Source organism: Vibrio sp. Isolate23 (assembly GCF_022398095.1).
Classification (GTDB): Bacteria; Pseudomonadota; Gammaproteobacteria; order Enterobacterales; family Vibrionaceae; genus Vibrio; species Vibrio coralliilyticus_A.
The window spans coordinates 99,622-122,553 of record NZ_JAKEUV010000011.1 but is presented as its reverse complement, the minus strand read 5'-3'; the positions used below and the strand labels follow the sequence as shown (position 1 = coordinate 122,553).

Here is a 22,932-nt window from a genome sequence, read left to right as displayed (position 1 = left end):
GTTGTTCGAGACTAGAACGTTGATAGGCAGGGTGTGTAAGCGTTGTGAGGCGTTGAGCTAACCTGTACTAATTGCCCGTGAGGCTTAACCATACAACACCCAAAGGGTTTTGATGGACTCAAAGCAAGAACGAATTGAATGTGTAAACASAGAACTTAAAACAGCTTTCCGAATTAAGAATTTGCTTGGCGACCATAGCGTTGTGGACCCACCTGACTCCATGCCGAACTCAGAAGTGAAACGCAATAGCRCCGATGGTAGTGTGGGGCTTCCCCATGCGAGAGTAGGACATCGCCAGGCTTTACATTTAGACTTAGAGTCTAACCAGTGCGGAGCGGTAGTTCAGTTGGTTAGAATACCGGCCTGTCACGCCGGGGGTCGCGGGTTCGAGTCCCGTCCGCTCCGCCACTTATTNGGGCTTCCCCATGTGAGAGTAGGACATCGCCAGGCTTTACATTTAGACTTAGAGTCTAACCAGTGCGGAGCGGTAGTTCAGTTGGTTAGAATACCGGCCTGTCACGCCGGGGGTCGCGGGTTCGAGTCCCGTCCGCTCCGCCACTTATTTCGAAGCCTCGCTTATAGCGAGGTTTTTTCGAATCTAAAATCTGAAAAGATTCTACAGTGGTGTAGCTCTAATTCGAAAGAATAAAGAGCAGCGGATTCCCCAGATACCTTGTGATAGGGCGTGTTGGGAGTTCGAATTCATTCAAACCTGATTGTAGAAAATTTAGGGGTGTAGCTCCAATTGGCAGAGCAGCGGATTCCAAATCCGCGTGTTGGGAGTTCGAATCTCTCCACCCCTGCCATATTTAAGGCTCTAGTCGAAAGACTAGAGCCTTTTTCATTCCAATCATGAATGTCTAATCTGTAGAGCCGTAACTCGCCCGAGATAACACAATAGCCAAAGACATTGGCCATTATTTTCTTTCTTATTGTCATTTATCCAGTGATATTAAGTGCCATTAAAATTACTTTTCTAGTGAGTATTATTCTTAATTGTTTGTTACATTTTGCTAATGAACCAATAAAAGTTATCAGAATATGGAAATTTCTCGTCGTCGCTTCTTGCAATCCTCACTCGCTATTTCTGCGCTTAGTGTACTTCCTGCTTGTTCAATGAACCGGTCTACTGATTCGCAAGGCCTTTATGTCTACGATATTACGGCTGAGCCTGCTACTGCAGAATTAGTGCCTGGCTATCAAACCCAAGTGCTTGGATTCAATGGACAGATTCCAGCCCCTACGATTCGCTGCCGCCAAGGCGAGCCAGTTACTATAAGATTCACTAACAAACTATCAGAGCCGACTACTATCCACTGGCATGGACTGAGAATCCCTATTGAGATGGATGGCGTCCCATTCCTTAGCCAGCCACCTATCATGCCAGGTGAGACATTTAGCTATGAATTTACACCACCTGATGCCGGCACCTTCTGGTATCACCCCCATATGAACAGTGTGAAGCAACTTGGAATGGGATTGGTAGGATTGATCATTGTTGAAGAGAGCCAGCCTGTTATCTTTGATGAAGAGCATGAATTGATGCTTAAACACTGGCACCTTGATAAACAAGGTAAGTGGAAAGATTTAATGATCCCGCGCCTTAGCGCACGGATGGGAACGCCTGGTGAATGGAGCAGTGTTAATGGCGTGCACGAGCCAATCTACCAACTCAAAGAGAGAGCCATCACACGGTTACGAATCGCTAACGTAGATAACACCATCACTTACCCCATTTCAGTTGATGGTGCAGACGCTTGGGTTATTGCTATCGATGGTAACCCGGTAAAAACGCCCTACAAGCTCTCTCAACACAAGATCGGACCGGGTATGAGGGTTGATGTCGGTTTTATCGCTCCTCAAGCTGGAACACGCGTTTATGTCCGTCAAATGAAGGGGCGTTTCCCATTCCCTCTGTGTGAATTCGATGTTGTTAAATCTTCTTTGCCTGAGTATCAGGAACTACCTAAGTTACCATTGAATCCAGTGCCTCAGCTTGATTTGGCTAATGCTGAAGAAATTGACTTTGTTTTTGAGTGGGAAGGTGCGGTCACTCCAACGAGTAAAGATGGTAAAGCTATGCCCAAATTCTGGTTAACCAATAAACGGTCATGGGAAGGAATGAGCAAAAATAATATTCCAGAACCTTTGGCAACACTTGAATTGGGGAAGACTTATATTTTTGACTTAAAGAACGTCACCCAGTATCACCACCCGATCCATATCCATGGTCATACATTTACTGTGCTGGAAATGAATGGAAAGAAAGTAACAGAACCTTTTCATACTGACACGGTATTGTTAGGTAAAAATGGCCGTGCGAAGGCTGCATTTGTTGCTGATAATCCAGGACGATGGATGTATCACTGCCACGTCATTGAACATATGAAAACCGGATTAATGGGTTACATCGAAGTAAAGTGACTCCTGTAACTTTTAAAATTTCAAAATTATTTTGGGATAATATAGTGCGATTTTGATTCGAAAAAATCCTTATTCCAGATACAATACGGCAGAAATTGACAGGAGGTGCCATGGGACAACTTTCGATTCTCGGTTTTATCGCTTTGGGTGGTGCCTTTGGTGCGTGTTCTCGGTATTTAATTTCCGAACTGTGTGTTGTTTTACTTGGGCGTGGTTTTCCCTATGGGACATTAACAGTGAATGTCGTAGGGTCGTTTATCATGGGCTTATTGGTTGCCGCATTTGAAAATGAAATGTTGGCCACCGAACCTTGGCGACAAATCGTTGGCTTAGGCTTTCTTGGGGCTCTGACGACCTTTTCGACTTTTTCCATGGATAATGTCTTACTCATGCAGCAAGGTGCATTTTTTAAGATGGGTCTCAACGTACTATTAAACGTTATACTTAGTATCTCAGCGGCTTGGATTGGCTTTCAAATACTGATTAAGAGCTAATTTTTGGGTAAAGTTTCGCTAATATTCTTCTACACGGCTTGGTTTAACCAGGCCGTTTTTATATACTGATTTTACTTGTCGGAGTGCCATAAGGCTGAGACCGTTAATTCGGGATCCGTTGAACCTGATCAGATTAGTATCTGCGAAGGGAACAGGAGAAGAGATCACTGTATTTTCGCACCTGTGATCTATCTACATTCAAGTAATACATTTCTTTATTACTTTGATACCTCTTGTCGCATCTATCCGCCAAGCATTTTTATCCAAAATCTTTTTATCTAGAATAACAAAGCAAGGAAAAATGCTATGTCGAGTCGCAAGCAAGCGAGACTGGAAGCAAAACAGTTTATTGATTCTCTCTCGGTACAACCATACCCCAATTCACGCAAGGTATACGTACAAGGGTCACGCCCAGATATTCGTGTGCCTATGCGCGAAATCACTCTAGCTGATAGCCTTATTGGTGGCACAAAAGAAGAACCGATTTTCGAGCCTAATGAGCCTATCAGGGTTTATGACACTTCAGGAGTCTATACCGATCCTACTCATATCATAGACCTGTACAGTGGTTTACCTAAGCTGAGAGAGAAGTGGATAGAAGAGCGCAATGATACAGAAGTGCTCGATGATGTGAGTTCAATGTACACCAAGCAACGGCTGGAAGATGAAACGCTCGATGAGCTTCGTTATGGCAACCTGCCACGCATCCGTCGTGCTAAAGGTGGCCAATGTGTTACTCAGCTGCATTATGCACGTAAAGGCATTATTACACCTGAAATGGAGTATATTGCGTTACGTGAAAATATGGGTCGTGCAAAGTACCGAGATCAGGTTCTGAATCAGCAGCACTCAGGGCAAAGCTTTGGGGCTAATCTTCCAGACGAAATCAGCGCTGAATTTGTACGCAGAGAGGTCGCTGAAGGTCGCGCTATTATCCCTTCAAACATCAATCACCCAGAATCTGAGCCTATGATCATTGGCCGTAACTTTCTAGTGAAGGTAAACGCCAATATTGGTAACTCCTCTGTGACCTCCTCAATTGAGGAAGAAGTTGAAAAGCTGGTTTGGTCGACACGTTGGGGTGGCGATACAGTGATGGATCTGTCTACTGGTCGCAATATTCACGAAACTCGCGAATGGATTTTGCGTAATAGCCCAGTCCCAATTGGCACTGTACCAATGTACCAAGCATTGGAGAAAGTGAACGGCGTTGCCGAAAACCTCAATTGGGAGGTAATGCGCGATACCTTAATTGAACAAGCCGAGCAGGGCGTTGATTACTTTACTATCCACGCAGGTTTACTCCTTCGCTATGTCCCTATGACAGCCAAGCGCGTTACAGGTATTGTCTCACGCGGTGGCTCTATCATTGCTAAATGGTGTTTGGCTCATCATCAAGAAAGTTTCCTCTATACCAATTTCCGCGAGATCTGTGAAATCTGTGCTAAGTATGACGTGGCACTATCGCTTGGTGATGGTTTGCGTCCTGGATCAATTGCAGATGCTAATGATGAAGCCCAGTTTGCAGAATTGCGCACGCTTGGAGAACTTACAAAGATCGCATGGGAGTATGATGTTCAGGTGATCATTGAAGGCCCTGGGCATGTGCCAATGCATATGATTAAAGAGAACATGGAAGAGCAGCTAGAGCATTGCCATGAAGCGCCTTTCTATACGCTCGGCCCTCTCACGACAGACATTGCTCCCGGCTACGACCATATTACGTCGGGTATAGGTGCTGCAATGATTGGTTGGTATGGCTGTGCAATGCTGTGTTATGTGACTCCAAAAGAACATCTAGGCTTGCCTAACAAAGAAGATGTAAAGACAGGACTGATCACTTATAAACTTGCCGCTCACGCTGCCGATTTAGCGAAAGGGCATCCAGGTGCTCAGATTCGTGATAATGCCTTATCTAAGGCTCGATTTGAATTTCGTTGGGAAGATCAGTTCAATCTTGCGCTTGACCCTGATACTGCCCGTGCACTCCATGATGAAACCTTGCCCCAGGAGTCGGGTAAAGTTGCCCATTTCTGCTCTATGTGTGGCCCGAAATTCTGCTCAATGAAGATCTCTCAGGAAGTTCGAGAATACGCAAAAGATATTGATCAAGTCGCAGCGGACCAAGCCATCTCAATCAAATTGCTTGATGACCCATTGGAAGGCATGCGTCAAAAGTCTAAAGAGTTTAGAGAGACTGGCTCTGAGCTTTATCACCCTGCAGTAACTTCGGTCACGGAGGGATAACGGTGAAAATCCTTATTCCAGCTATGATGGATACACTCCATCACGAGGTGGGGTTGTGTCTGCGGCTGGCCAAGAAGCAAGGGTTTGAAATCGATAAGTTTGAGTTGGGCATTAGCCCTGCTCAAACTATTCAGATCACTCAAGGCGAAAGCACGATTGCTCTGGGAGCTGATTTAATCAGTTCTTCTCCGGTTGGCAATTTAGATTACTACCTCATCTACTACTCACAACTGTCTCTTACAGAGTATGTGCCTTCCAAGTTTCCAGTGCACGTTTATCTCAATATTGCAGAGAAAGAACAATCAATAGATATTTGGGCTAATTTGCATGGCCATGGTAGCAATGCGCTGGCAAGCTCGGATCATATTCCCGATACCGAAGAAATACATCACTTATCTTGGGTTATTGTTCTACTTTCATTGCAATTCACGATTGAAGATGCATTGACCCTTTCTCGGGCAATGATAAATGTTTCACGTGAAACATGGCCCGAATGTATCGAAGATTTTCCTATTCCGCTTATTGAGGATATTAGCCCCGGTACTCAAACTGATAGTGGGACTAAAAGGAAGCAACTCTTATTTCCTACTGTGTGTAAATCTGCGATGGCGTTATACCCGGTAGTTAATAGCGCGGATTGGGTCGAGAAACTCTTGAAGATGGGGGTTAAGACGGTACAACTGCGTATTAAGGACTCGCAACAACTCGATTTAGAGCAACAGATTGTTCGATCAATCGAGCTAGGCCGCCAGTATGATGCACAAGTGTTTATCAATGATCACTGGCAGTTAGCAATTGAGCATCAAGCCTTCGGTGTCCATCTAGGACAAGAAGACTTAGCGAAGCTTGACCTTGAAGTGTTAGCAGAAGCCAATATCTGCTTAGGCCTGTCTACACATGGTTATTTTGAGTTGCTAAGAGTTGCACAGTTCAATCCAAGCTATTTAGCTTTGGGTCACATCTTTCCAACAAAAACCAAGCAATTGATGTCCAGCCCACAAGGTTTGGTCCGCTTAGCCCTATATCAGAAATTGGTTAACTCTATGTCCGCTAATGGAATCGCTGTGATACCAACCGTTGCGATCGGAGGGATTAACACTGCAAACGCCAAATCAGTGTGGGACTGTGGTGTGACAAGTTTGGCACTGATTAGTGCCATTACCAACGCGCCTTCATGTGAGCATGCTGTTCAATTCTTCAGAGGGCTAATGGAGGAGTCCTCAACGTGCTAACAGACCAAGAGTTTTTACGTTATCACAGACAGGTGTCATTACCTGAGATTGGTGAAGATGGTCAATACAAATTGAATCGAGCCCATGCCCTAGTCATTGGCTGTGGTGGCTTGGGAAGTGCGGCAGGATTATATCTAGCTGCGGCTGGTGTTGGAAAAATAGTGCTTGTTGATGATGACAAGGTAGATAGTACTAATTTGCAACGTCAGATCGTTTATCGAGAGGCTAACCTCGGTGAGGAAAAGACGAAGGCAATACAAGACCAGTTGAGTACCCTAAACTCGGGCATCAGCTTGCGCACGATCTCTCAACGGCTTTCAGAGTCTCAGCTCGCTCTAGAAGTTATGCTGGCCGATGTTGTTTTAGATTGTACGGACAATCTTGAAACGCGCCAATTAGTCAATTCAGTGTGCTTCGAACAGAGCAAGCCACTTATCTCTGCCGCAGCCGTGGGCTGGCAAGGCCAGTTTGCTGTATTTGATTATTCGCAAAAAGAGCGCAGCAAGATGGGGTGCTATCGCTGTCTTTATCCTTTTGATGAACTAAAACAACCTAAAAAGTGCAGCGATAGTGGCGTTGTTGGTCCTGTTGTAGGCACATTGGGAAACTACCAAGCACTGGCTGCGATACAAAGGCTGGCAATGGGAAGGTTCAGCTTTCTTCCGAGTCAACTCCATCTATTCAACGGATTAACTCTCGAATGGCAAGTGATGACTATTGCCCGTGATAAACATTGCGCTGTTTGCAGAGGTTAAGCGCTATAACCGATTAATAAAGAAGCGAAATGATGAGTGAAATACAAATCATAGTAAATGAACGGCCTCATAATGTGAGTGCGGGGTCGGACTTAGAGAGCATTATTAAGCAATTTTCATTGCCAGAAATCGGCTGTGTGTTTGCTATTAACAATACGGTTGTGCCTCGTAGCGAGTGGCGCACAACATGTCTGAGTGAAGGAGATACCATTTCACTTTTTCAGGCCATCGCCGGGGGATAATAGTCATGCTGAAGATCGCAGACAAAGAATTTAGTTCAAGATTGTTTACGGGTACAGGAAAGTTTGCCAGCAAGTATTTAATGGGAAACGCAATAAAGGCGTCTGGTTCTCAATTAGCTACAATGGCACTTAAGCGAGTAGATGTGCATGATCACCAAGATGATATCCTACAGCCTTTGCTCCAATCAGGAGTGAATTTATTGCCTAATACTTCGGGGGCGAAAAATGCGAAAGATGCAGTTTTCGCAGCGCATTTAGCCAGAGAGGCGCTAGAAACGAACTGGTTAAAGCTCGAAATTCATCCTGATCCAAAATATCTAATGCCAGATCCCATTGAAACATTATTAGCAGCCGAGCAACTAGTGAAAGACGGATTTACGGTTTTGCCATATTGCCATGCGGACCCAGTTCTGTGTAAGAGATTGGAGGAAGTGGGATGTGCTGCAGTGATGCCACTGGGAGCACCGATTGGTTCGAATAAAGGGATTGTTTCCCATGATTTTCTTGAGATCATTATTGACCAAGCTAATGTGCCGGTTGTAGTGGATGCGGGAATTGGCGCGCCTTCACATGCAGCAAGAGCAATGGAAATGGGAGCGGATGCCGTACTTGTAAACACAGCAATAGCTGCGGCCTCTGATCCAATATCAATGGCAACGGCATTTAAGATGGCCGTTGAGTCTGGCCGATTAGCCTATGAAGCTGGCTTGGCTGGGCAAGTCTCTCATGCTGTTGCATCGAGCCCTTTGACGTCATTTCTTGATGATCTCTAATATGAGTAGGTGTGAGAATGACTTTTACCGACCAATTTAACAGGCTAAATTGGGATGACATTTCGATGTCGATATACGCCAAAACCGCGCAAGATGTTGAGCGAGCATTAGCTAAGCCAAAGCGTGATCTAGAAGACTTTAAGGCACTCATTTCACCTGCTGCAGAGCCTTACATAGAAGCAATGGCCAAGCAGTCTTATGCTTTAACTAGACAGCGCTTTGGCAATACGCTTTCGTTATATATTCCTCTTTACTTGTCGAATCTGTGTGCTAATGCTTGTACTTATTGCGGTTTTTCAATGGAAAATCGCATCAAACGTCGAACCCTGAATCAAGAAGAAGTCAGAGCTGAAATGAATGCCATTAAACAGATGAAGTTTGATAGCATATTATTAGTGACAGGTGAGCATGAAACTAAAGTGGGGATGAAGTACTTCCGTGAGATGTTGCCTATCATCAAACAGAAATTTAACTACTTAGCGATGGAAGTGCAGCCGCTTGAACAAGACCAGTACGCAGAACTCAAATCATTAGGTCTGGATGCTGTCATGGTGTATCAGGAAACTTATCACCCTTTGACGTATGCGGAACATCATCTTCGAGGCAACAAAACGGATTTTGAATATCGCTTAGAAACTCCGGATCGGTTAGCAAAAGCTGGCATAGACAAAATAGGTATTGGCGCATTGATCGGCTTGGAGGAGTGGAGAACTGACTGCTTCTATGTTGCTGCTCACCTTGATTATTTAGAGCGTACATACTGGCAAACGCGTTATTCAATTTCGTTTCCAAGATTAAGACCATGCGCGGGGGCATTGCAACCTAAATCGGAGATGAGTGACAAGCAGTTAGTGCAATTGATTTGCGCATATCGATTACTCAATCCTGAAGTAGAACTCTCTCTATCGACACGTGAATCAGCACACTTTAGAGATAATGTTTTGCCACTGGGTATTACGTCAATGTCTGCAGCATCAAAAACACAACCAGGTGGCTACGCATCAGAAGAAACTGAATTGGAGCAGTTCGAGATCAGTGATGAGAGAAGTGCAAGCTCGGTTGAAGCGATGATTCGCGCCAAAGGCTTTGATCCAGTATGGAGGGATTGGCACTCAGTCTATTCCGGCTGAAGTGCTTAAAGTGTTTCACGTGGAACATTAGTGATACGCTTAAACCTAAAGCTCTCCATTGGAGAGCTTTAGTTCAAGAATCGATTGCTAATAGTAATCAGTAGTGCAGTGGTTGGGTTGCTTTTTCTAACCACACCTTTACATCCCCTTCGACTAAGGGGCTAATATCATGCCAAACTTTTTGGTGGTAATCATTTAACCATGCCAGCTCAGGCTTAGTTAGCATATTAACATCAATATTTCTTGCATCGATCGGACAACGAGTTAGAGACTCGAACGAAAGAACTGGAAAGTCACCATTGGTTTCAGTCTCAACCACTAGCTCTAGGTTTTCAATACGAATTCCAAAGGCATCCGCGCGGTAATAGCCTGGCTCGTTTGAAAGCACCATCCCTTCGACTAAAGGAACATCAATCTGTCGCTTCGATATACTAGCAGGTCCTTCATGAACATTTAGGAAGTGGCCAACACCATGGCCTGTGCCGTGGTCATAATCATAGCCTTCTGCCCACAAATGCTGGCGTGCTAATGTGTCAATCTGATAACCACGTGTGCCTTTCGGGAAACGGGCACGAGCAACACCAATATGGCCTTTCAGAGCAAGCGTGAATTGCTTAATCATTTCGTCACTTGGTTGACCAATAGCAATAGTACGCGTGATATCCGTTGTACCATCCAAATACTGACCGCCAGAGTCGACTAGATAAAGTGTATTGAGTTCTAGCTTACCAGGTTCAGGTTGATTCTCATGATTATAGTGGCACATGGCTGCATTACTACCCGCAGCAGAAATGGTGTCGAAACTCAGATCCATTAGAGTTGGGTCTTGCTTGCGGAAAGACTCTAATTTATCGGAGAGCGTTGCTTCATCATGCAAGTTGCCCGCAGCTACTTGTGCATCTAACCAACACAAGAACTTACTCATCGCAACACCGTCTCGAATATGACAGGCTTTCATACCTGCAACTTCAGTCTCATTCTTCGCAGCTTTAGGCATCAAGCAAGGATCTGCCGCACCAACTACATGAGCGCCGCTGTTTTGCAGAATTAATTTGAACCATGCATTACTGGTCGTTGGGTCGAGCAATACTCTCTTGCCCGCCAATGATTCAAGTCGTGCTTGGAGTGTCTCTGGATGATGAACACTAACTCCTTGTCCGACATGCTGTTCAAAGCCGTTAGGCAGGCGAGCTGGGTCAAGGAAGTATTCCAGTGTTGAATCTGTATGTAAGAGCACATGTGATAAAAGAACCGGTAATCGAGAAACATCTAAACCGCGTACGTTGAGTAGCCAGCAAACGGAATCTAGTGCTGTGATCACGGCACTATCAGCGCCTGATTGCGCGACCAATTGACTGATCTCCTGACGCTTAGATTGGCAAGATTGACCAACCGCTTCCGTTGGCATTAAACGAACGTCTGAAACCACAGGTTTCGGCCGGTCATGCCACAGCTCGTCAATAGGATTGCTGGAGAGTACTTTGAGCTGCAATACGTCTGCAAGCTTTGTCTGCGCCATGGATAGCCAAGCTGAGTTGTGCATTCGCGGATCTATCGCCACAACTTGCCCCAGGGAAAGCTGGTCTTTAACCCAATCTAGAGCTGGTTCTTCAATTAAATGGCAATACTCAAATAAGTCTGCAGGGACTTCTTTGGTCACCTGAACCGTATAACGACCATCAACAAACATCGCTGCTTTGCTCTGAGTGATAACCGCGGCACCGGCTGAACCAGTGAAACCGGTTAACCAATGCAGACGTTCATTATGAGCGGGTACATATTCGCCTAAGTATTCATCTTCATGGGGTATTAGCAACGCATCAATATCGTGCTGAACCAGCCATTCGCGAATGGCTGCCAAACGTTGTTCAGTAGTGGTAAGCATCTATTAATCCTTCATCATTTATTCACGCGTCCTTTCTATAAAGCGGACGATGTGGCAATAAGCTACTCCTTTTACCGTCAGCCTGCAAATCATCTCAATGCGGTAGTTTTTTCTCTGATTATTCTACGTAACCAAGACAAAGCAGGGTCATTTTCTCGGTCTCTATGCCAGAACAAGGTATACGCCATTGGCGGAAACTCTAAAGGCAGCGGTAAGACGGTCAGACCAAGTTGTTTAGACGATAGCTTCACAAAGTGACTCGGGGCGGTAAAGATAAAGTCCGTATAGGAACAAAGGCTGGCTGCACTGTTAAAGTCAGGTACTGTGATGGCAATATCCCGCTCTTTACCAATGTCTGCCAAGCGATAATCCAGTAGCCAGCGATCATTACCATCACAACGAACCTGAACATGGCGTTGTTCGAGGTAAGCTTCTAGGTTCCAGTATCCAGAGAGAATTGGATGATTATGGCGCAATAAGCACATCTGGTTATCTCTGTATATTTCCTGCTCGCAAATATCGTTAGGTGGAAGCATAGTGAGTTTTGCATCGTTAATATCTATGTCTTTACCTGTTATACCGAGATCAATGTCGCCGCGTTGGATCTGACGAAAGGTTTGATCGGCCCATGAATGGGTACTGATGGTCACTCCTGGCGCCCGCTTAAAAATTTCCGGTAGAAAATGAGGAAGAATTAATGGGTAAACACTTTCCACGGCGGCAATCTGAAACTTATGGTCACTCGAGTCTGGCGAGAATTGTTCAGGCTGAGTAATTTGTTCTAGGTGATGGATCAAGCTATCCAGTTTTGGTTTGAGGAACAGTGTTTTTGGGGTTGGCTTTAAGCCATGAGCGTGGCGAACAAACAGAGGATCGTCGAATTGATTACGCAGTTTTGCGAGGTTCTTGCTCACAGCCGACTGACTGAGGCATAGGCGATGTGAAGCGCGAGTCACGTTTAACTCTTCTGAGAGTACTTTCAAGCATACAAGAAGGTTAAGGTCGAGGCGGGCAAGTTTTTCTATGTTCATATGAAATTCCTATGTGGAATATCTTTAATGATTATGTGTCATTGGATGTCATAACTAGACTAGCTTACACTGCAAACAATTTCATCAATTCTTGTCGGGAGTCTTCTTCGTGCCAACCGCTCATCAACAAAATCACGGTAAAATGCAAATGGTGCTACTCACTTTGCTAGTACTGTTTAGTCCTTTGGCAATTGATATCTATTTGCCAGCCTTACCGCTGATTTCTCAAGCGTTTCACGTGGAACACACACTGGCTCAAGATACGATTACATGGTTTTTGTTCGCTATGGGTGTAGGTCAATTATTTGCAGGCCCACTGGCAGACATGGTAGGACGTCGAACTGTTGCATTAGGTGGAATTAGTATCTATGCGTTGAGTGCCTTATTGGCGTGGGGCGCTCAGACGATTGAGTGGATGCTAATCGCGAGGCTGCTACAAGGCTTAGGTGCGTGCGCGACATCGGTAGCAGCCTTTGCAACAGTTCGCGATATTTTTGGGCCACAAAAAAGTGGCAAAATGATCAGCTACTTGAATGGTGCCATTTGCTTTATTCCAGCGTTAGCGCCAATTCTTGGTAGCTGGCTAACTCAGCAATTTGGTTGGCGTTCTAACTTCTCGTTTATGGCTGGGTTTGCCTTGACCGTGTTGGTTGTGATGTTCATGAAAATGAAGGAAACCAACCCTGCGCCAAGTAAAGAACCAGTTTTTCGTCCTAGTCGCTATATGGCGGTACTCAAAACACCTTCGTTTATCTTTCATGCTTCGCTGTGTATGCTCGCGATGGCCGTGATTCTTGCTTACGTAACATCAGCGCCAGTGGTGTTGATGGAGAACCTGGGTCTGAGCATGAACGAGTTTACTCTGTGGTTTGGTATCAACGCCGTGATTAACATTGCGGCTTGTATGACCGCGCCTAAATTTATGGATAAGTATGGTACGCATAAAGCGCTAGTTGTAGGAATCATGACCCTTGGTCTAGCTGGTATTGTGATGCTAGCGATGGCTAAAACACCGACGGCCATGGCTTTTATGTTGCCGATTTTTATGTCTTCGGTCGGATTCGCATGGGTGCTAGGCGCTGCGGCAGGAAAAGCTCTCGCGCCATTCGGTGACAAAGCCGGTACTGCGGCTGCTTTACTTGGCTTGTTCCAGATGAGTGGTTCTGGCCTTGTTGTCGGGACCGTGCAACGACTTGGAATGGAACCACAAGTAATGATAGCGGTGCAGATGTTCATCATTGTTCCAGGGATTTTTGTATTGATGAGTAAAGCAGGAAAAAAATGGCATGCTGCCATAGCGTAAGTTTGTCTAATTGCTTTGAACGACTAAGAAAACATTGTATATTTGATCCTCACTTCTAATAACTAATGTGGATATTAAACCTCGATGTCGATGACAACTTATGAAATGGCTCGTGTACTGGAACAACTAGAAGATGCTCCGGAAAAAGTGATGTTTGGAAAACTATTGAACGAGCTGGGTAACCAAAGTGGAGAGCGTATTCGCAGTGCAGCGAAGCAAGTGCCACTTCATATGTTGCGTGATATTGTGTATCAGTTTCAACAGGTAGTGGAAGACCGTAAAGGGGAAGAGGTTGCTTCGATTGCAAAAACGATTGCCGAACAAGGCATTTCTGCCGAAGAACTCAAAAAGTACCTAGAATCCAAATAGCATAAAGAAGGCCTGCATTATGTAGGCCTTCTTGCTTATGGATTAACGTTACGGTTGATGGGGTTCTGGAGAGAAATCAAAGTCTCTGTTGATTGAACTTCATCGATGGCCTGAAGTTTATCTATCAGAACAAATTGGAGCTCTTCAATTGAGCGACACATCAGTTTAACGAAGATATTATAGGCTCCAGTGGTGTAATAGGCTTCAACCACTTCCTCCAATGCATTTAGCTTCTCAAGTGCCGAATGGTAGTCACGAGCAGCATTAAGGTTGATGCCGATAAAGCAACAGACATCGTAACCCAACTTTTTGGTATCAACGATCACCTCAGTGCCTTGAATGATGTCGGCCGCTTTCATCTTCTCGATACGAACATGGATAGTGGCTGGGCTGACCTCGAATTGTTTCGCCATCTCCGCGTAGGCAGTTTTGGCATTTTCCATCAGTGTTTTTAAGATCGCACGGTCAAGGTCATCGAGCTTGGTATGGTGAGCTTGCATCTTTATCCCTATTTAAAACGCTATGTCCTTAGTTCAAAATATCAACAAGAGTGATACTATTAAACTAATTGCTAACTTCATCTGAGAGCTATTTTAGTGCGCTTTTGCCTGATTCTTCTAGCTGTATTTTGTGCGGCGCTCCCTTATGCTCACGCCAAAGACAAAGATGTACTGATTGTTCACTCTTATCACCAAGGCTTTTTTTGGACTGATGCATTTCAGCGTGGTCTTGAGGATGTGTTGAGAGGAGAAGATATTGCCACGCGCGTGGTGTACCTCGACTCAAAACGATTACAAAATCCAGCCTACTTAGAACAGCTCTATAAGCTTTACCAAACCAAGTTTTCTCAGGAAATCTTCACAGCTATTGTAGTGAGTGATAACAATGCACTTAACCTAATGCAACGCCTGGCCCCCGAGCTTGGTGATACGCCTGTGGTATTTGGTGGCATCAACCACTATAGACCACAAATGCATTCACAACTAAGAGCAACGGGAGTAATAGAAGATATTGATATCTATAGTAATGTTGCCTTGATTGAACGTATACAGCCGCAAGTGGAAAAGATTTATGTTGTCAGTGACTACTCTGTCACAGGTCAAGCGGTTAGGCGACAGGTTGAACATTTCCTGACCCTCAATAGTGAATATCAGCCAATGGTTGAGCTACTAGTACCGGAAAGCTACCAGCAGCTGATAGACTTTTCTGCCAGCCTTGACAGCAAAAGTAGCATACTGTTTTGGGTCTATTACCGAGATAAGCAAGGCCGGATAGCCACGAAGCAGGAGTGGAAAAAACTCAGTCGAGAGTCTAATGCTCCGATATATATGGTGCATGACTTAGGGCTTGGCAATGGTGCGGTTGGAGGCGTTATTCTCAATGGCCGAACACAAGGACAGCAAACGGCTAAACAGCTTCTTAAAGTGCTAAAAGCTGACGATCAATCGTTACCTAAAGTTGAAGTGGCGACTCCCGAAATCAAACTGGATTACCAAGCTGTTGTTAAATGGGGGTTGGGCATTGAAGGAGAGGCCGCGACAACCCTATTCAATAAGCCGCTGCCTTTTGCGGTTCGGTATGAGAAAGAGCTGAGAATCATTACTGGGCTGGTTGTCTTGCTGTCGGTGATCATCATTGCCTTGGTTTACTACCTGAGCCGACTTAAGAAAAGCGAATCCTTAGCCAAAGAGAGCCAAACTTTGCTTGAGATGGTCTTTGACCAGAGCTACCACTTTATCGGCCTGTTGGATGCACAGGGGCGGTCAATATCCAGCAACAGTAAGCTGCAAGAACTCCTCTATCATCAGAATTTCAGTGTTGATCGGCCGATTTGGCAACACCAACACTGGGAAGATCATGCGGCAGATAAATTAAAACGCTACTTCAATGATCGACACCAGAAGCAGAATACTCAGTTTGAAGCTGAAATCTGGCACACCGAACAGGGGACCATGGTGCTTGAAATGTCACTCAAGCCTCTACCCGAAATGGGTCAGGGAGCGGAGTATTTATTGGAAGCTCGTGACATCACCTCAAGGAAAATCACAGAGGCACGTCTCTATCAGAGAGAGGCCAACCTTAGTCATTATTACGACCAGCAGCCTGTGATGATGATTACGCTTGATGAGCACAACCGTATTCAGCAGGTAAACCAATTTGCTGAGCAACTGATTGGTTATTCATCAGACAAAGTACTCGGGCACCGGCTAAGAGAGTTCTACCTACATGAAGATGCGGTTATCCCTCGTCAGGTATTGTTACAGCCGAAACAAGCAATGCGTGGCGTTTGGCGGCGAGAAATTGAGTACCGTCATGCCGATGGCAAACCGGTGTGGATCCGTGAAAATATTCGCCCGCTTGTTGAGTCAGGGCACTTGCTGATCGTTGGTGAAGATATTACCGAAACTAAGCAGTTAGCAGAGCAATTAGAGTATCAGGCTCGTCACGACTTGCTGACAGGGACGTTTAACCGGAATCACTTTGAGATGGAGCTGGCAAAGTCATTATTGGAAGTGGAAAGCTATACACGTACTCATGCCATGCTGTATTTGGACCTCGATCAGCTTAAGGTGCTCAATGACACGGCGGGCCATGAGGCCGGAGATACCGCCATCCAGTTCTGCGCTAGTATGCTGGAAGAGGTCTTACCGTATAACGCCATTCTCGCGCGAATGGGGGGGGATGAATTTGCTGTGCTACTCAAAGACTGTACTGAGCGTGATGCTAAAAACGTTGCCAATACGATTATCATGACACTTAGTGAGCAACCTTTTGTTTGGGATGAGATTCGTCTCAACCTGACGTGTTCGATAGGAATTCGTTTGATTGATCATACCGCTGATTCTCCGCAAATGGTTCATGCGCAGGCTGATACAGCTTGTCACGCGGCGAAGGAAGAAGGGCGCAACCGTTTCAATCTTTACTGCCAAGGTGACGCTGATTTGCGCCGTCGTGAACAGGAAATGGAATGTGTCAGTTTGGTTCACAATGCACTGGCGAATCAGCGCATTGAGCTGTTTGCTCAGCAAATATTAGCGCTAAACCAACAAGAGTCGCTGATGCATTTTGAGATCCTGATCCGTATACGTAACGCGGCAGGTGAATACATTTCTCCGGGCATCTTTATGCCTGCCTCTGAGCGCTACAACATTGCTCAGTTGCTTGATAAACAGGTGGTGACTCAAACCTTAGATTGGCTGGCTGCCAATCCCGTGGCGTTGGCGAATCTTGGCATGTGCTCAATCAATCTATCAGGGCACTCGATGGGCAATAAGGAGTTTATTGCTTTCCTACTAGATAAGCTGCAGCACAACCCTGTACCGTGTGAAAAAATCTGTCTTGAAATTACTGAAACGGCGGCAATGAGTAATATGAATCAGGCAATAGATCTGTTTACTCAGTTTAAACAGCTTGGTTGTAAGATAGCGCTCGACGATTTCGGCTCTGGTTTGTCATCATTTGGCTATCTGAAAAAATTGCCAGTCGACATCGTTAAAATTGACGGATTATTTGTCCGAGATATCGATGTCAATGAAGTTGATCACTTGATGGTTCGCTCAATCAATGACCTGGCAAAGCAAATGGGTAAGAAAACCGTTGCCGAGTTTGTTGAAAATAGCCGTATCATCGACCTCTTAGTCGAGTTGGAAGTTGACTACGCTCAGGGATACGTGATTGGCAAACCCAAACCACTTGAAGAGCTGGTCGATGAGCTGCTGACTGACAAGCATAGTGTCAACTAGCAAAATCCATTACACTGGCGCCCGAGAATTTGACCACTCCTATGGAGCCTATCGTGCAGCTACAACTCATTAGTGAAGATCCGAACCGAAATGAGCAACTGAATCAGTTGGCTCAGCGTTGGGGGCTGTCGCATGATCAACAAAGCGCCTTTGCGCTGGTTCTGACTGCGGAACGCTTAGAGCTGCGTAAAGTCGATGAGCCTAAGTTGGGCGCTATCTTCGTCGATTTAGCGGGTGGTGCAGTGGCTCACAGGCGCAAGTTTGGTGGTGGAAAAGGGCAGGCGATTGCAAAAGCTGCCGGTTTAAATAAAGGCGTGACACCCACAGTGCTCGATGGTACGGCGGGGTTGGGCCGTGATGCGTTTGTACTGGCTTCACTAGGTTGTAAAGTACAAATGGTGGAACGTCACCCTGTTGTGGCAGCCTTGTTAGATGATGGATTGGAACGAGCAAAGCAGAACCCAGAAATCGGAGACTGGGTCAGTGAGCGAATGTCTCTGCTTCATGCTTCTAGCCATAACGCCCTAGAATCTCTAGCCAACGACGCAGAGTTTACCAAGCCTGATGTGGTTTACTTAGACCCTATGTACCCACATCCAGAAGGCAAAAAGAAGAGTGCACTGGTCAAAAAGGAAATGCGAGTTTTTCAATCTCTGGTCGGGGCCGATCTGGATGCTGATAAGCTGTTAGAACCTGCGTTAGCCCTTGCGAGTAAAAGGGTGGTGGTTAAGAGACCTGACTACGCAGAGTGGCTGAATGGGCAAAAGCCCGCGATGGCTATTGAGACGAAAAAAAATCGTTTTGACGTTTATGTGAATGCATCAATGACTTAGCACTCAATCGTGTTTTACAGCGTTATTTAGTGCTTGCTTAATCGTCACCATACAGGTATATCATACTAAGAATTATTCGTATTCTTAGCTGGAGTGGTAGCATGGCTAAACGACTTTGTAAGATGAATCGCAAGCAAATTGCTGATGGATTGAATGAAATCCATCGTTTGGTGGTCGCACCTAAGTTCGTCTGTCGTTCTTGTGCTCGTTCTTCAGCAGAGAAAACCTCTTTGTGCAAGCCTGCCGCCATCCCTCCTCAGCAATGCCAGAGCAAACCTATAGAGCAGCAACGCGCCTGTGGTTTACTAGCGGAAGCTTTACCACCTCAAGAGACTCAAGTACCTCACCTTTCTGAAGAGAAGTCCCAAGCGGTGCGCCGCGTTGTGGAGCGAGTTAAAGAGAAAGCGCAGCCTAAGGTGTCTATAGAAGCCAAAACCACTGCCGATGAGCTGACGCTGGACTTATCCGATAAGAAAGCGATTAAGCAGGCTAAGAAAGCGCTTAAGAAACACTACAAGCAGCAGAAGAAGCTATTAAAGCTGGCTAAGAAGCAACACAAACTGCAAAAGCATGAAGCTAAAATCAAGGCTCGTCTCAGTCAAAACCCTGCCTTGAACCTACCACCAGAGATGTTCGAATCGGCATCGACACCCAATATGCATTGATAAAAAACGCTCTCCAACTGGAGAGCGTTTTTGTTTAGCTTGCGGCTTGATAACTCTGGGCGACTTTACGTTTGACCCAGGTTTCATTTATCCATAGCGACAGCATGATGATCGCACCGCCAATTGCTAGGCGGGTGAGGTCAACGTCTCGATTCCAAATCACTATATTTACGATAAGCCCAGCAGGAACCAGCGCATTATTCATCACCGCTAGTGCACCAGCGTTCACCATAGTCGCTCCTTTATTCCAGGCAAAGTAGCCAAAACCAGAAGCAATTAGACCTAGATAAATCAGAATGCCCCACTGCGTGCTGGTGGTTGGCATTTTGTCGATATTACCCATCAGCGCAAACGCCACCAAAGCAACACATAGAGCCCCTAAGTAGAAATAACCAAAAACAGTATGCTGGGGTAAATCAACCGGTTGCTTCTCCATCAGATATTTGTAGCCCACCTGACCGATGGCAAAGCATACGTTAGCACCTTGCACAACGAGGAAGCCGATCAAGAAGTTTTCATTGATACCTGCAAACTTAATGAAGGCCGCGCCCGCCACCGCGATAGCGGCAGTGACGAGATACCAAGGTGAGAATCGACCTTTGAGTAAATCGTAAATCAAGGTGACGTAGATAGGTGTGAATACGGTGAACAGTAGAACTTCCGGTACAGAGAGTAAAAGAAAAGACTGGTAGTAGAAGCAATACATTAAACCAAGCTGGAAACCGCCCACGGTCATCAGCTTAATGATTAGCGATTTATCAACTCCTTTAAACTTAAGGAATGGAATAAACACCAAGCTGGCGAGCGCAACGCGCATTAGCACAGAGAACCAAGAATCAACCTGACCAGCGAGATAAACGCCAATCAGGCTAAACGAGAACGCCCACAACAGGGTGACTGCAGATAGATAACCCATGATTAATACTCATTATCAACAACTGTTCTGCAGTCTATACCAAAAGTCAGCCGCGATCAGTCTTTAAGTGGCACGACCAACATGTCGACCGGAGAGCAATTGATCAGCTGTCGGGTGGAAGACAGCAGTTTGCTCCAAAAGTCCTGATGATGGCCACATACCACTAAATCGATGTTGAACTCTTTGATGGTATCGCACAGCTCATTACCTAGATCACCGCTACCAACTAAGGTGTGCTTGATAGGGTGATTGGCGTGCTCAGCAAAGCTCTGCAGTTGCTGCTGAGAGGCTTCGATAGCCTGATGCTGGGTTTCGGCGAGGTTAATGTCAATCAAGCCGGTATACAGTTCAGCGTAGTTGACATCAATATGAATAAACGAGACATCGGCGCCGAGAGGTTTGGCAAGGGCTACCGCTTTATCTACTAAGATTTTACTGTCTTCAGATAGGTCTACAGCAACTAAAATATGTTGATAACTCATAGTGCTACCTCCATTTAGGTATCTGATTATAGGTTAGCACTAAGGTGAGAACATTTTTGCCGTGGTGATCTCAGATCCACATTCATTCGTCAAAGTGTTATGGTGTGGAAATGATATAGTTCATTGAAGTTCATCGAGTTAATTAGGAGTGATAAATGCTTTCACAGGCAATGGTTGATCAATTGAATGAGCAAATTAATCTCGAATTTTTCTCATCCAATCTATACTTACAAATGAGTGCTTGGTGTGAAGACAACGGTTTTGAAGGTGCTGCTGAATTTTTACGTGCGCATGCCGTAGAAGAAATGGAGCACATGCAAAGACTATTCACTTACGTGAGCGAAACAGGCGCGATGCCAATTCTAGGGGCGATTGATGCTCCAAAACATGAGTTCGGCAGCCTAGGCGACGTCTTCCGTGAAACCTATGAGCATGAGCAGATGATTACTCAAAAAATCAATAAGCTGGCTCATTTAGCGTTTACATCTCAAGATTACTCTACTTTCAACTTCTTGCAGTGGTACGTCGCTGAGCAGCACGAGGAAGAGAAGTTGTTTAAAGGGATTTTAGACAAGCTAGAGTTAGTGGGTGAAGATGGTAAAGCACTGTTCTTCATTGACAAAGACCTAGCGGCTCTAGCGAAAGAAGGTTCATCTTCTATCATGGATGCCCCTGCTGAATAATGTTCAGCTAAAGACTTTCTAGGCAGATCGTCTTTTTCTTCTGGGCTTCGTATAGAAGGTGTAGGGAGGAAAAGATGATCAATGCTGATACTATTCTATTCACGCTGATGCTAGTGACTCTAGTCAATATGGCTAGGTATCTAACTGCGCTGCGTTCTCTTATCTACATCATGCGTGAAGCGCATCCGCTGCTCTATCAGCAAGTCGACGGAAATGGCTTCTTTACCACTCATGGTAATGTCACTAAACAAGTGAGGCTGTTCCATTACCTGAAGAGCAAAGAGTACCACCATCATCACGATGAAGTGTTTACCGGTAAATGTGAGCGAGTGAGAGAGCTCTTTATTCTCTCAACCTCACTGCTTGGAGTGACGCTATTTGCGGCGTTCATCTTATAACGGGTGATTTGGCAAGCGCTGCATTTGCCGTTAGAATAGCGCCGAAACTGGCTAAGGATGTGCTAAACGCACATCCTTTTTTATTGGATTTTGGTTGAGAAAAGGTCATGACGGAAAAGTTTGATGTGGTCGTCATCGGTGCAGGTGCGGCTGGCTTGATGTGTGCTGCAGAAGCAGGTAAGCGTGGGCGAAAAGTGCTTGTGCTGGATCACGCTAAAAAACCGGGCCGAAAAATCCTCATCTCGGGCGGCGGTCGCTGTAATTTCACTAACTACGATGTCTCAGCCAAAAACTACCTATGTCGTAATCCGCACTTCGTGAAATCAGCATTGGCCCAATACACCAACTGGGACTTTATCTCGATGATCTACAAGCATGAAATCGAGTTTGAAGAGCGTGACCATGGCCAGCTGTTCTGTGTCGGGGATTGCGATGCGAAAGACATCGTCAAAATGTTGTTGGCAGAGTGTGACTTGCCGACGGTAGAGCAACGCTATCGTCAGGATATTCACCATATTGAAAAAACCAATACGGGCTTTGAGTTGCACGCCAATACCGAGGTGATTGAATGCCAGTCATTGGTGGTGGCGACTGGTGGATTGTCGATGCCAAAACTGGGCGCGACGCCCTTTGGCTACAAAGTCGCAGAGCAGTTTGACTTGCCTGTGTTGCCGACGACGGCGGGCTTGGTGCCATTTACCTTACACAAAGAAGATAAAGAGGGTTTCGCTGAGCTGTCCGGTATCGCGATTCCTGTCGAAATCACCACACAAAGCAATACAACCTTCAAAGAAGCCTTGCTGTTTACTCATCGCGGATTATCTGGACCTTCTGTCCTACAGGTCTCGTCCTACTGGAAGCCAGGCGAAGCGGTAACTGTGAATCTCGTACCGGATGCAGATATTGATACTTTGCTGATCCGCTCTTTGGAAAAGCACCCGAACCAAAGCCTGAAAAATACCTTAGCCAAAGTTTTGCCGAAGCGCTTAGTGGAAGTGCTGATTGAACGTAAAGTGCTGACCGATCTGCCACTCAAGCAGTTTGGCGTTCATCAGCTGAGACAGATTACCCAGCAGCTAGAAAACTGGACCATCGCGCCCAACGGAACAGAAGGCTATCGCACTGCAGAAGTAACGCTAGGTGGCGTTGATACTGATCACTTGTCGTCAAAAACGATGGAATGCAAGGATGTTAAAGGCCTGTATTTCATTGGTGAAGTAATGGATGTGACAGGTTGGCTCGGAGGTTACAACTTCCAGTGGTGCTGGAGCTCAGGTTTTGTTGCTGGCCAGTGGGTATAAATTCTCATTAATAAAAAAACGGAAGA

At 45.6% G+C, this 22,932-nt stretch carries 21 protein-coding genes, 3 tRNA genes, 2 rRNA genes and 1 riboswitch; of the genes, 21 read left to right on the top strand and 5 right to left on the bottom strand.

Annotated elements, in window-relative coordinates:
• The 13 genes from L1D31_RS20035 to thiH form a co-directional block, all read left to right on the top strand.
• A 23S ribosomal RNA gene (locus L1D31_RS20035) occupies positions 1 to 92 on the top strand; the annotation flags it as partial.
• Positions 93 to 184: 92 nt separating this feature from the next.
• A 5S ribosomal RNA gene (gene rrf, locus L1D31_RS20030) occupies positions 185 to 300 on the top strand.
• Positions 301 to 331: 31 nt separating this feature from the next.
• Positions 332 to 408 (top strand) — tRNA-Asp (locus L1D31_RS20025).
• A gap of 73 nt (positions 409 to 481) precedes the next feature.
• Positions 482 to 558 (top strand) — tRNA-Asp (locus tag L1D31_RS20020).
• A 171-nt stretch (positions 559 to 729) separates the two neighbouring features.
• Positions 730 to 806 (top strand) — tRNA-Trp (locus L1D31_RS20015).
• Positions 807 to 1,041: 235 nt separating this feature from the next.
• Positions 1,042 to 2,424 carry a multicopper oxidase family protein gene (locus L1D31_RS20010; protein WP_239838772.1) on the top strand — a complete coding sequence of 461 codons (1,383 nt, stop codon included), beginning with the start codon at positions 1,042 to 1,044 and terminating at the stop codon, positions 2,422 to 2,424.
• 110 nt (positions 2,425 to 2,534) lie between these two features.
• Complete coding sequence (gene crcB, locus L1D31_RS20005) at positions 2,535 to 2,918, top strand: fluoride efflux transporter CrcB (protein WP_239838771.1); 384 nt, start codon at positions 2,535 to 2,537, stop codon at positions 2,916 to 2,918.
• Between the two features lie 69 nt (positions 2,919 to 2,987).
• Positions 2,988 to 3,086: riboswitch (TPP riboswitch) on the top strand.
• 138 nt (positions 3,087 to 3,224) lie between these two features.
• The gene (gene thiC / locus L1D31_RS20000; protein WP_239838770.1) at positions 3,225 to 5,165 is read left to right on the top strand and encodes a phosphomethylpyrimidine synthase ThiC; all 1,941 of its coding nucleotides are present in this window, start codon (positions 3,225 to 3,227) and stop codon (positions 5,163 to 5,165) included.
• A 2-nt stretch (positions 5,166 to 5,167) separates the two neighbouring features.
• Positions 5,168 to 6,397: a thiamine phosphate synthase gene (thiE, locus tag L1D31_RS19995; protein WP_239838769.1), complete on the top strand. Its 1,230-nt coding sequence runs from the start codon at positions 5,168 to 5,170 to the stop codon at positions 6,395 to 6,397.
• Positions 6,391 to 7,152 (top strand): HesA/MoeB/ThiF family protein, encoded by a 762-nt coding sequence (locus L1D31_RS19990; RefSeq protein WP_239838768.1) that lies wholly within the window; start codon positions 6,391 to 6,393, stop codon positions 7,150 to 7,152. The genes thiE and L1D31_RS19990 overlap by 7 nt, the downstream gene beginning before the upstream one ends.
• Before the next feature lie 32 nt (positions 7,153 to 7,184).
• Positions 7,185 to 7,394: a sulfur carrier protein ThiS gene (gene thiS / locus L1D31_RS19985; RefSeq protein ID WP_239838777.1), complete on the top strand. Its 210-nt coding sequence runs from the start codon at positions 7,185 to 7,187 to the stop codon at positions 7,392 to 7,394.
• Positions 7,395 to 7,399: 5 nt separating this feature from the next.
• The gene (locus tag L1D31_RS19980; RefSeq protein WP_239838767.1) at positions 7,400 to 8,167 is read left to right on the top strand and encodes a thiazole synthase; all 768 of its coding nucleotides are present in this window, start codon (positions 7,400 to 7,402) and stop codon (positions 8,165 to 8,167) included.
• A 17-nt stretch (positions 8,168 to 8,184) separates the two neighbouring features.
• Complete coding sequence (thiH, locus tag L1D31_RS19975) at positions 8,185 to 9,297, top strand: 2-iminoacetate synthase ThiH (RefSeq protein WP_239838766.1); 1,113 nt, start codon at positions 8,185 to 8,187, stop codon at positions 9,295 to 9,297.
• Positions 9,298 to 9,394: 97 nt separating this feature from the next.
• Here thiH and L1D31_RS19970 read toward each other — a convergent pair whose 3' ends face one another.
• A complete protein-coding gene (locus L1D31_RS19970; RefSeq protein WP_239838765.1) occupies positions 9,395 to 11,182 on the bottom strand; it encodes an aminopeptidase P family protein in 1,788 nt (595 codons plus the stop codon).
• An 89-nt stretch (positions 11,183 to 11,271) separates the two neighbouring features.
• Positions 11,272 to 12,213, bottom strand: coding sequence for a LysR family transcriptional regulator (locus tag L1D31_RS19965; protein ID WP_239838764.1), 942 nt, complete (start codon positions 12,211 to 12,213; stop codon positions 11,272 to 11,274).
• A 142-nt stretch (positions 12,214 to 12,355) separates the two neighbouring features.
• Here L1D31_RS19965 and L1D31_RS19960 point away from each other — a divergent pair, with 142 nt between their 5' ends.
• A complete protein-coding gene (locus L1D31_RS19960) occupies positions 12,356 to 13,516 on the top strand; it encodes a multidrug effflux MFS transporter (protein WP_239838776.1) in 1,161 nt (386 codons plus the stop codon).
• An 84-nt stretch (positions 13,517 to 13,600) separates the two neighbouring features.
• Positions 13,601 to 13,885 (top strand): hypothetical protein, encoded by a 285-nt coding sequence (locus L1D31_RS19955; protein ID WP_239838763.1) that lies wholly within the window; start codon positions 13,601 to 13,603, stop codon positions 13,883 to 13,885.
• Between the two features lie 35 nt (positions 13,886 to 13,920).
• On the opposite strand, the gene asnC is transcribed toward L1D31_RS19955, so the two are convergent.
• Positions 13,921 to 14,385, bottom strand: coding sequence for a transcriptional regulator AsnC (gene asnC / locus L1D31_RS19950; RefSeq protein ID WP_239838762.1), 465 nt, complete (start codon positions 14,383 to 14,385; stop codon positions 13,921 to 13,923).
• 96 nt (positions 14,386 to 14,481) lie between these two features.
• On the opposite strand from asnC, the gene L1D31_RS19945 reads away from it, so the two are divergent.
• From L1D31_RS19945 to L1D31_RS19935, 3 genes are all read left to right on the top strand, one after another.
• The gene (locus L1D31_RS19945) at positions 14,482 to 17,628 is read left to right on the top strand and encodes an EAL domain-containing protein (protein WP_239838761.1); all 3,147 of its coding nucleotides are present in this window, start codon (positions 14,482 to 14,484) and stop codon (positions 17,626 to 17,628) included.
• A gap of 53 nt (positions 17,629 to 17,681) precedes the next feature.
• Complete coding sequence (locus tag L1D31_RS19940) at positions 17,682 to 18,461, top strand: class I SAM-dependent methyltransferase (RefSeq protein WP_239838760.1); 780 nt, start codon at positions 17,682 to 17,684, stop codon at positions 18,459 to 18,461.
• Positions 18,462 to 18,562: 101 nt separating this feature from the next.
• Complete coding sequence (locus L1D31_RS19935; RefSeq protein ID WP_239838759.1) at positions 18,563 to 19,126, top strand: hypothetical protein; 564 nt, start codon at positions 18,563 to 18,565, stop codon at positions 19,124 to 19,126.
• A 34-nt stretch (positions 19,127 to 19,160) separates the two neighbouring features.
• On the opposite strand, the gene L1D31_RS19930 is transcribed toward L1D31_RS19935, so the two are convergent.
• Both L1D31_RS19930 and uspA read right to left on the bottom strand, forming a co-directional pair.
• Positions 19,161 to 20,042 carry a carboxylate/amino acid/amine transporter gene (locus tag L1D31_RS19930; RefSeq protein ID WP_239838758.1) on the bottom strand — a complete coding sequence of 294 codons (882 nt, stop codon included), beginning with the start codon at positions 20,040 to 20,042 and terminating at the stop codon, positions 19,161 to 19,163.
• A 56-nt stretch (positions 20,043 to 20,098) separates the two neighbouring features.
• Positions 20,099 to 20,524 carry a universal stress protein UspA gene (gene uspA / locus L1D31_RS19925; RefSeq protein ID WP_239838757.1) on the bottom strand — a complete coding sequence of 142 codons (426 nt, stop codon included), beginning with the start codon at positions 20,522 to 20,524 and terminating at the stop codon, positions 20,099 to 20,101.
• A gap of 155 nt (positions 20,525 to 20,679) precedes the next feature.
• Here uspA and ftnA point away from each other — a divergent pair, with 155 nt between their 5' ends.
• The 3 genes from ftnA to L1D31_RS19910 all read left to right on the top strand — a co-directional run bounded on the left by ftnA (position 20,680) and on the right by L1D31_RS19910 (position 22,906).
• A complete protein-coding gene (ftnA, locus tag L1D31_RS19920) occupies positions 20,680 to 21,207 on the top strand; it encodes a non-heme ferritin (RefSeq protein WP_239838756.1) in 528 nt (175 codons plus the stop codon).
• A gap of 74 nt (positions 21,208 to 21,281) precedes the next feature.
• Entirely contained in the window at positions 21,282 to 21,605 is a 324-nt protein-coding gene (uspB, locus tag L1D31_RS19915) for a universal stress protein UspB (RefSeq protein WP_239838755.1), read from the top strand.
• A gap of 107 nt (positions 21,606 to 21,712) precedes the next feature.
• Positions 21,713 to 22,906 carry an NAD(P)/FAD-dependent oxidoreductase gene (locus L1D31_RS19910; protein ID WP_239838754.1) on the top strand — a complete coding sequence of 398 codons (1,194 nt, stop codon included), beginning with the start codon at positions 21,713 to 21,715 and terminating at the stop codon, positions 22,904 to 22,906.
• The last annotated feature ends 26 nt before the right edge of the window (positions 22,907 to 22,932 follow it).

Bases quoted from the DNA above. Each gene is read 5' to 3' on its own strand.
- L1D31_RS20010 (WP_239838772.1), top strand. From the start codon at position 1,042: ATGGAAATTTCTCGTCGTCGCTTCTTGCAATCCTCACTCGCTATTTCT.
- crcB (WP_239838771.1), top strand. From the start codon at position 2,535: ATGGGACAACTTTCGATTCTCGGTTTTATCGCTTTGGGTGGTGCCTTT.
- thiC (WP_239838770.1), top strand. From the start codon at position 3,225: ATGTCGAGTCGCAAGCAAGCGAGACTGGAAGCAAAACAGTTTATTGAT.
- thiS (WP_239838777.1), top strand. From the start codon at position 7,185: ATGAGTGAAATACAAATCATAGTAAATGAACGGCCTCATAATGTGAGT.
- L1D31_RS19980 (WP_239838767.1), top strand. From the start codon at position 7,400: ATGCTGAAGATCGCAGACAAAGAATTTAGTTCAAGATTGTTTACGGGT.
- thiH (WP_239838766.1), top strand. From the start codon at position 8,185: ATGACTTTTACCGACCAATTTAACAGGCTAAATTGGGATGACATTTCG.
- L1D31_RS19970 (WP_239838765.1), bottom strand. From the start codon at position 11,182: ATGCTTACCACTACTGAACAACGTTTGGCAGCCATTCGCGAATGGCTG.
- L1D31_RS19965 (WP_239838764.1), bottom strand. From the start codon at position 12,213: ATGAACATAGAAAAACTTGCCCGCCTCGACCTTAACCTTCTTGTATGC.
- L1D31_RS19960 (WP_239838776.1), top strand. From the start codon at position 12,356: ATGCAAATGGTGCTACTCACTTTGCTAGTACTGTTTAGTCCTTTGGCA.
- L1D31_RS19955 (WP_239838763.1), top strand. From the start codon at position 13,601: ATGTCGATGACAACTTATGAAATGGCTCGTGTACTGGAACAACTAGAA.
- asnC (WP_239838762.1), bottom strand. From the start codon at position 14,385: ATGCAAGCTCACCATACCAAGCTCGATGACCTTGACCGTGCGATCTTA.
- L1D31_RS19935 (WP_239838759.1), top strand. From the start codon at position 18,563: ATGGCTAAACGACTTTGTAAGATGAATCGCAAGCAAATTGCTGATGGA.
- L1D31_RS19930 (WP_239838758.1), bottom strand. From the start codon at position 20,042: ATGGGTTATCTATCTGCAGTCACCCTGTTGTGGGCGTTCTCGTTTAGC.
- uspA (WP_239838757.1), bottom strand. From the start codon at position 20,524: ATGAGTTATCAACATATTTTAGTTGCTGTAGACCTATCTGAAGACAGT.
- ftnA (WP_239838756.1), top strand. From the start codon at position 20,680: ATGCTTTCACAGGCAATGGTTGATCAATTGAATGAGCAAATTAATCTC.
- uspB (WP_239838755.1), top strand. From the start codon at position 21,282: ATGATCAATGCTGATACTATTCTATTCACGCTGATGCTAGTGACTCTA.
- L1D31_RS19910 (WP_239838754.1), top strand. From the start codon at position 21,713: ATGACGGAAAAGTTTGATGTGGTCGTCATCGGTGCAGGTGCGGCTGGC.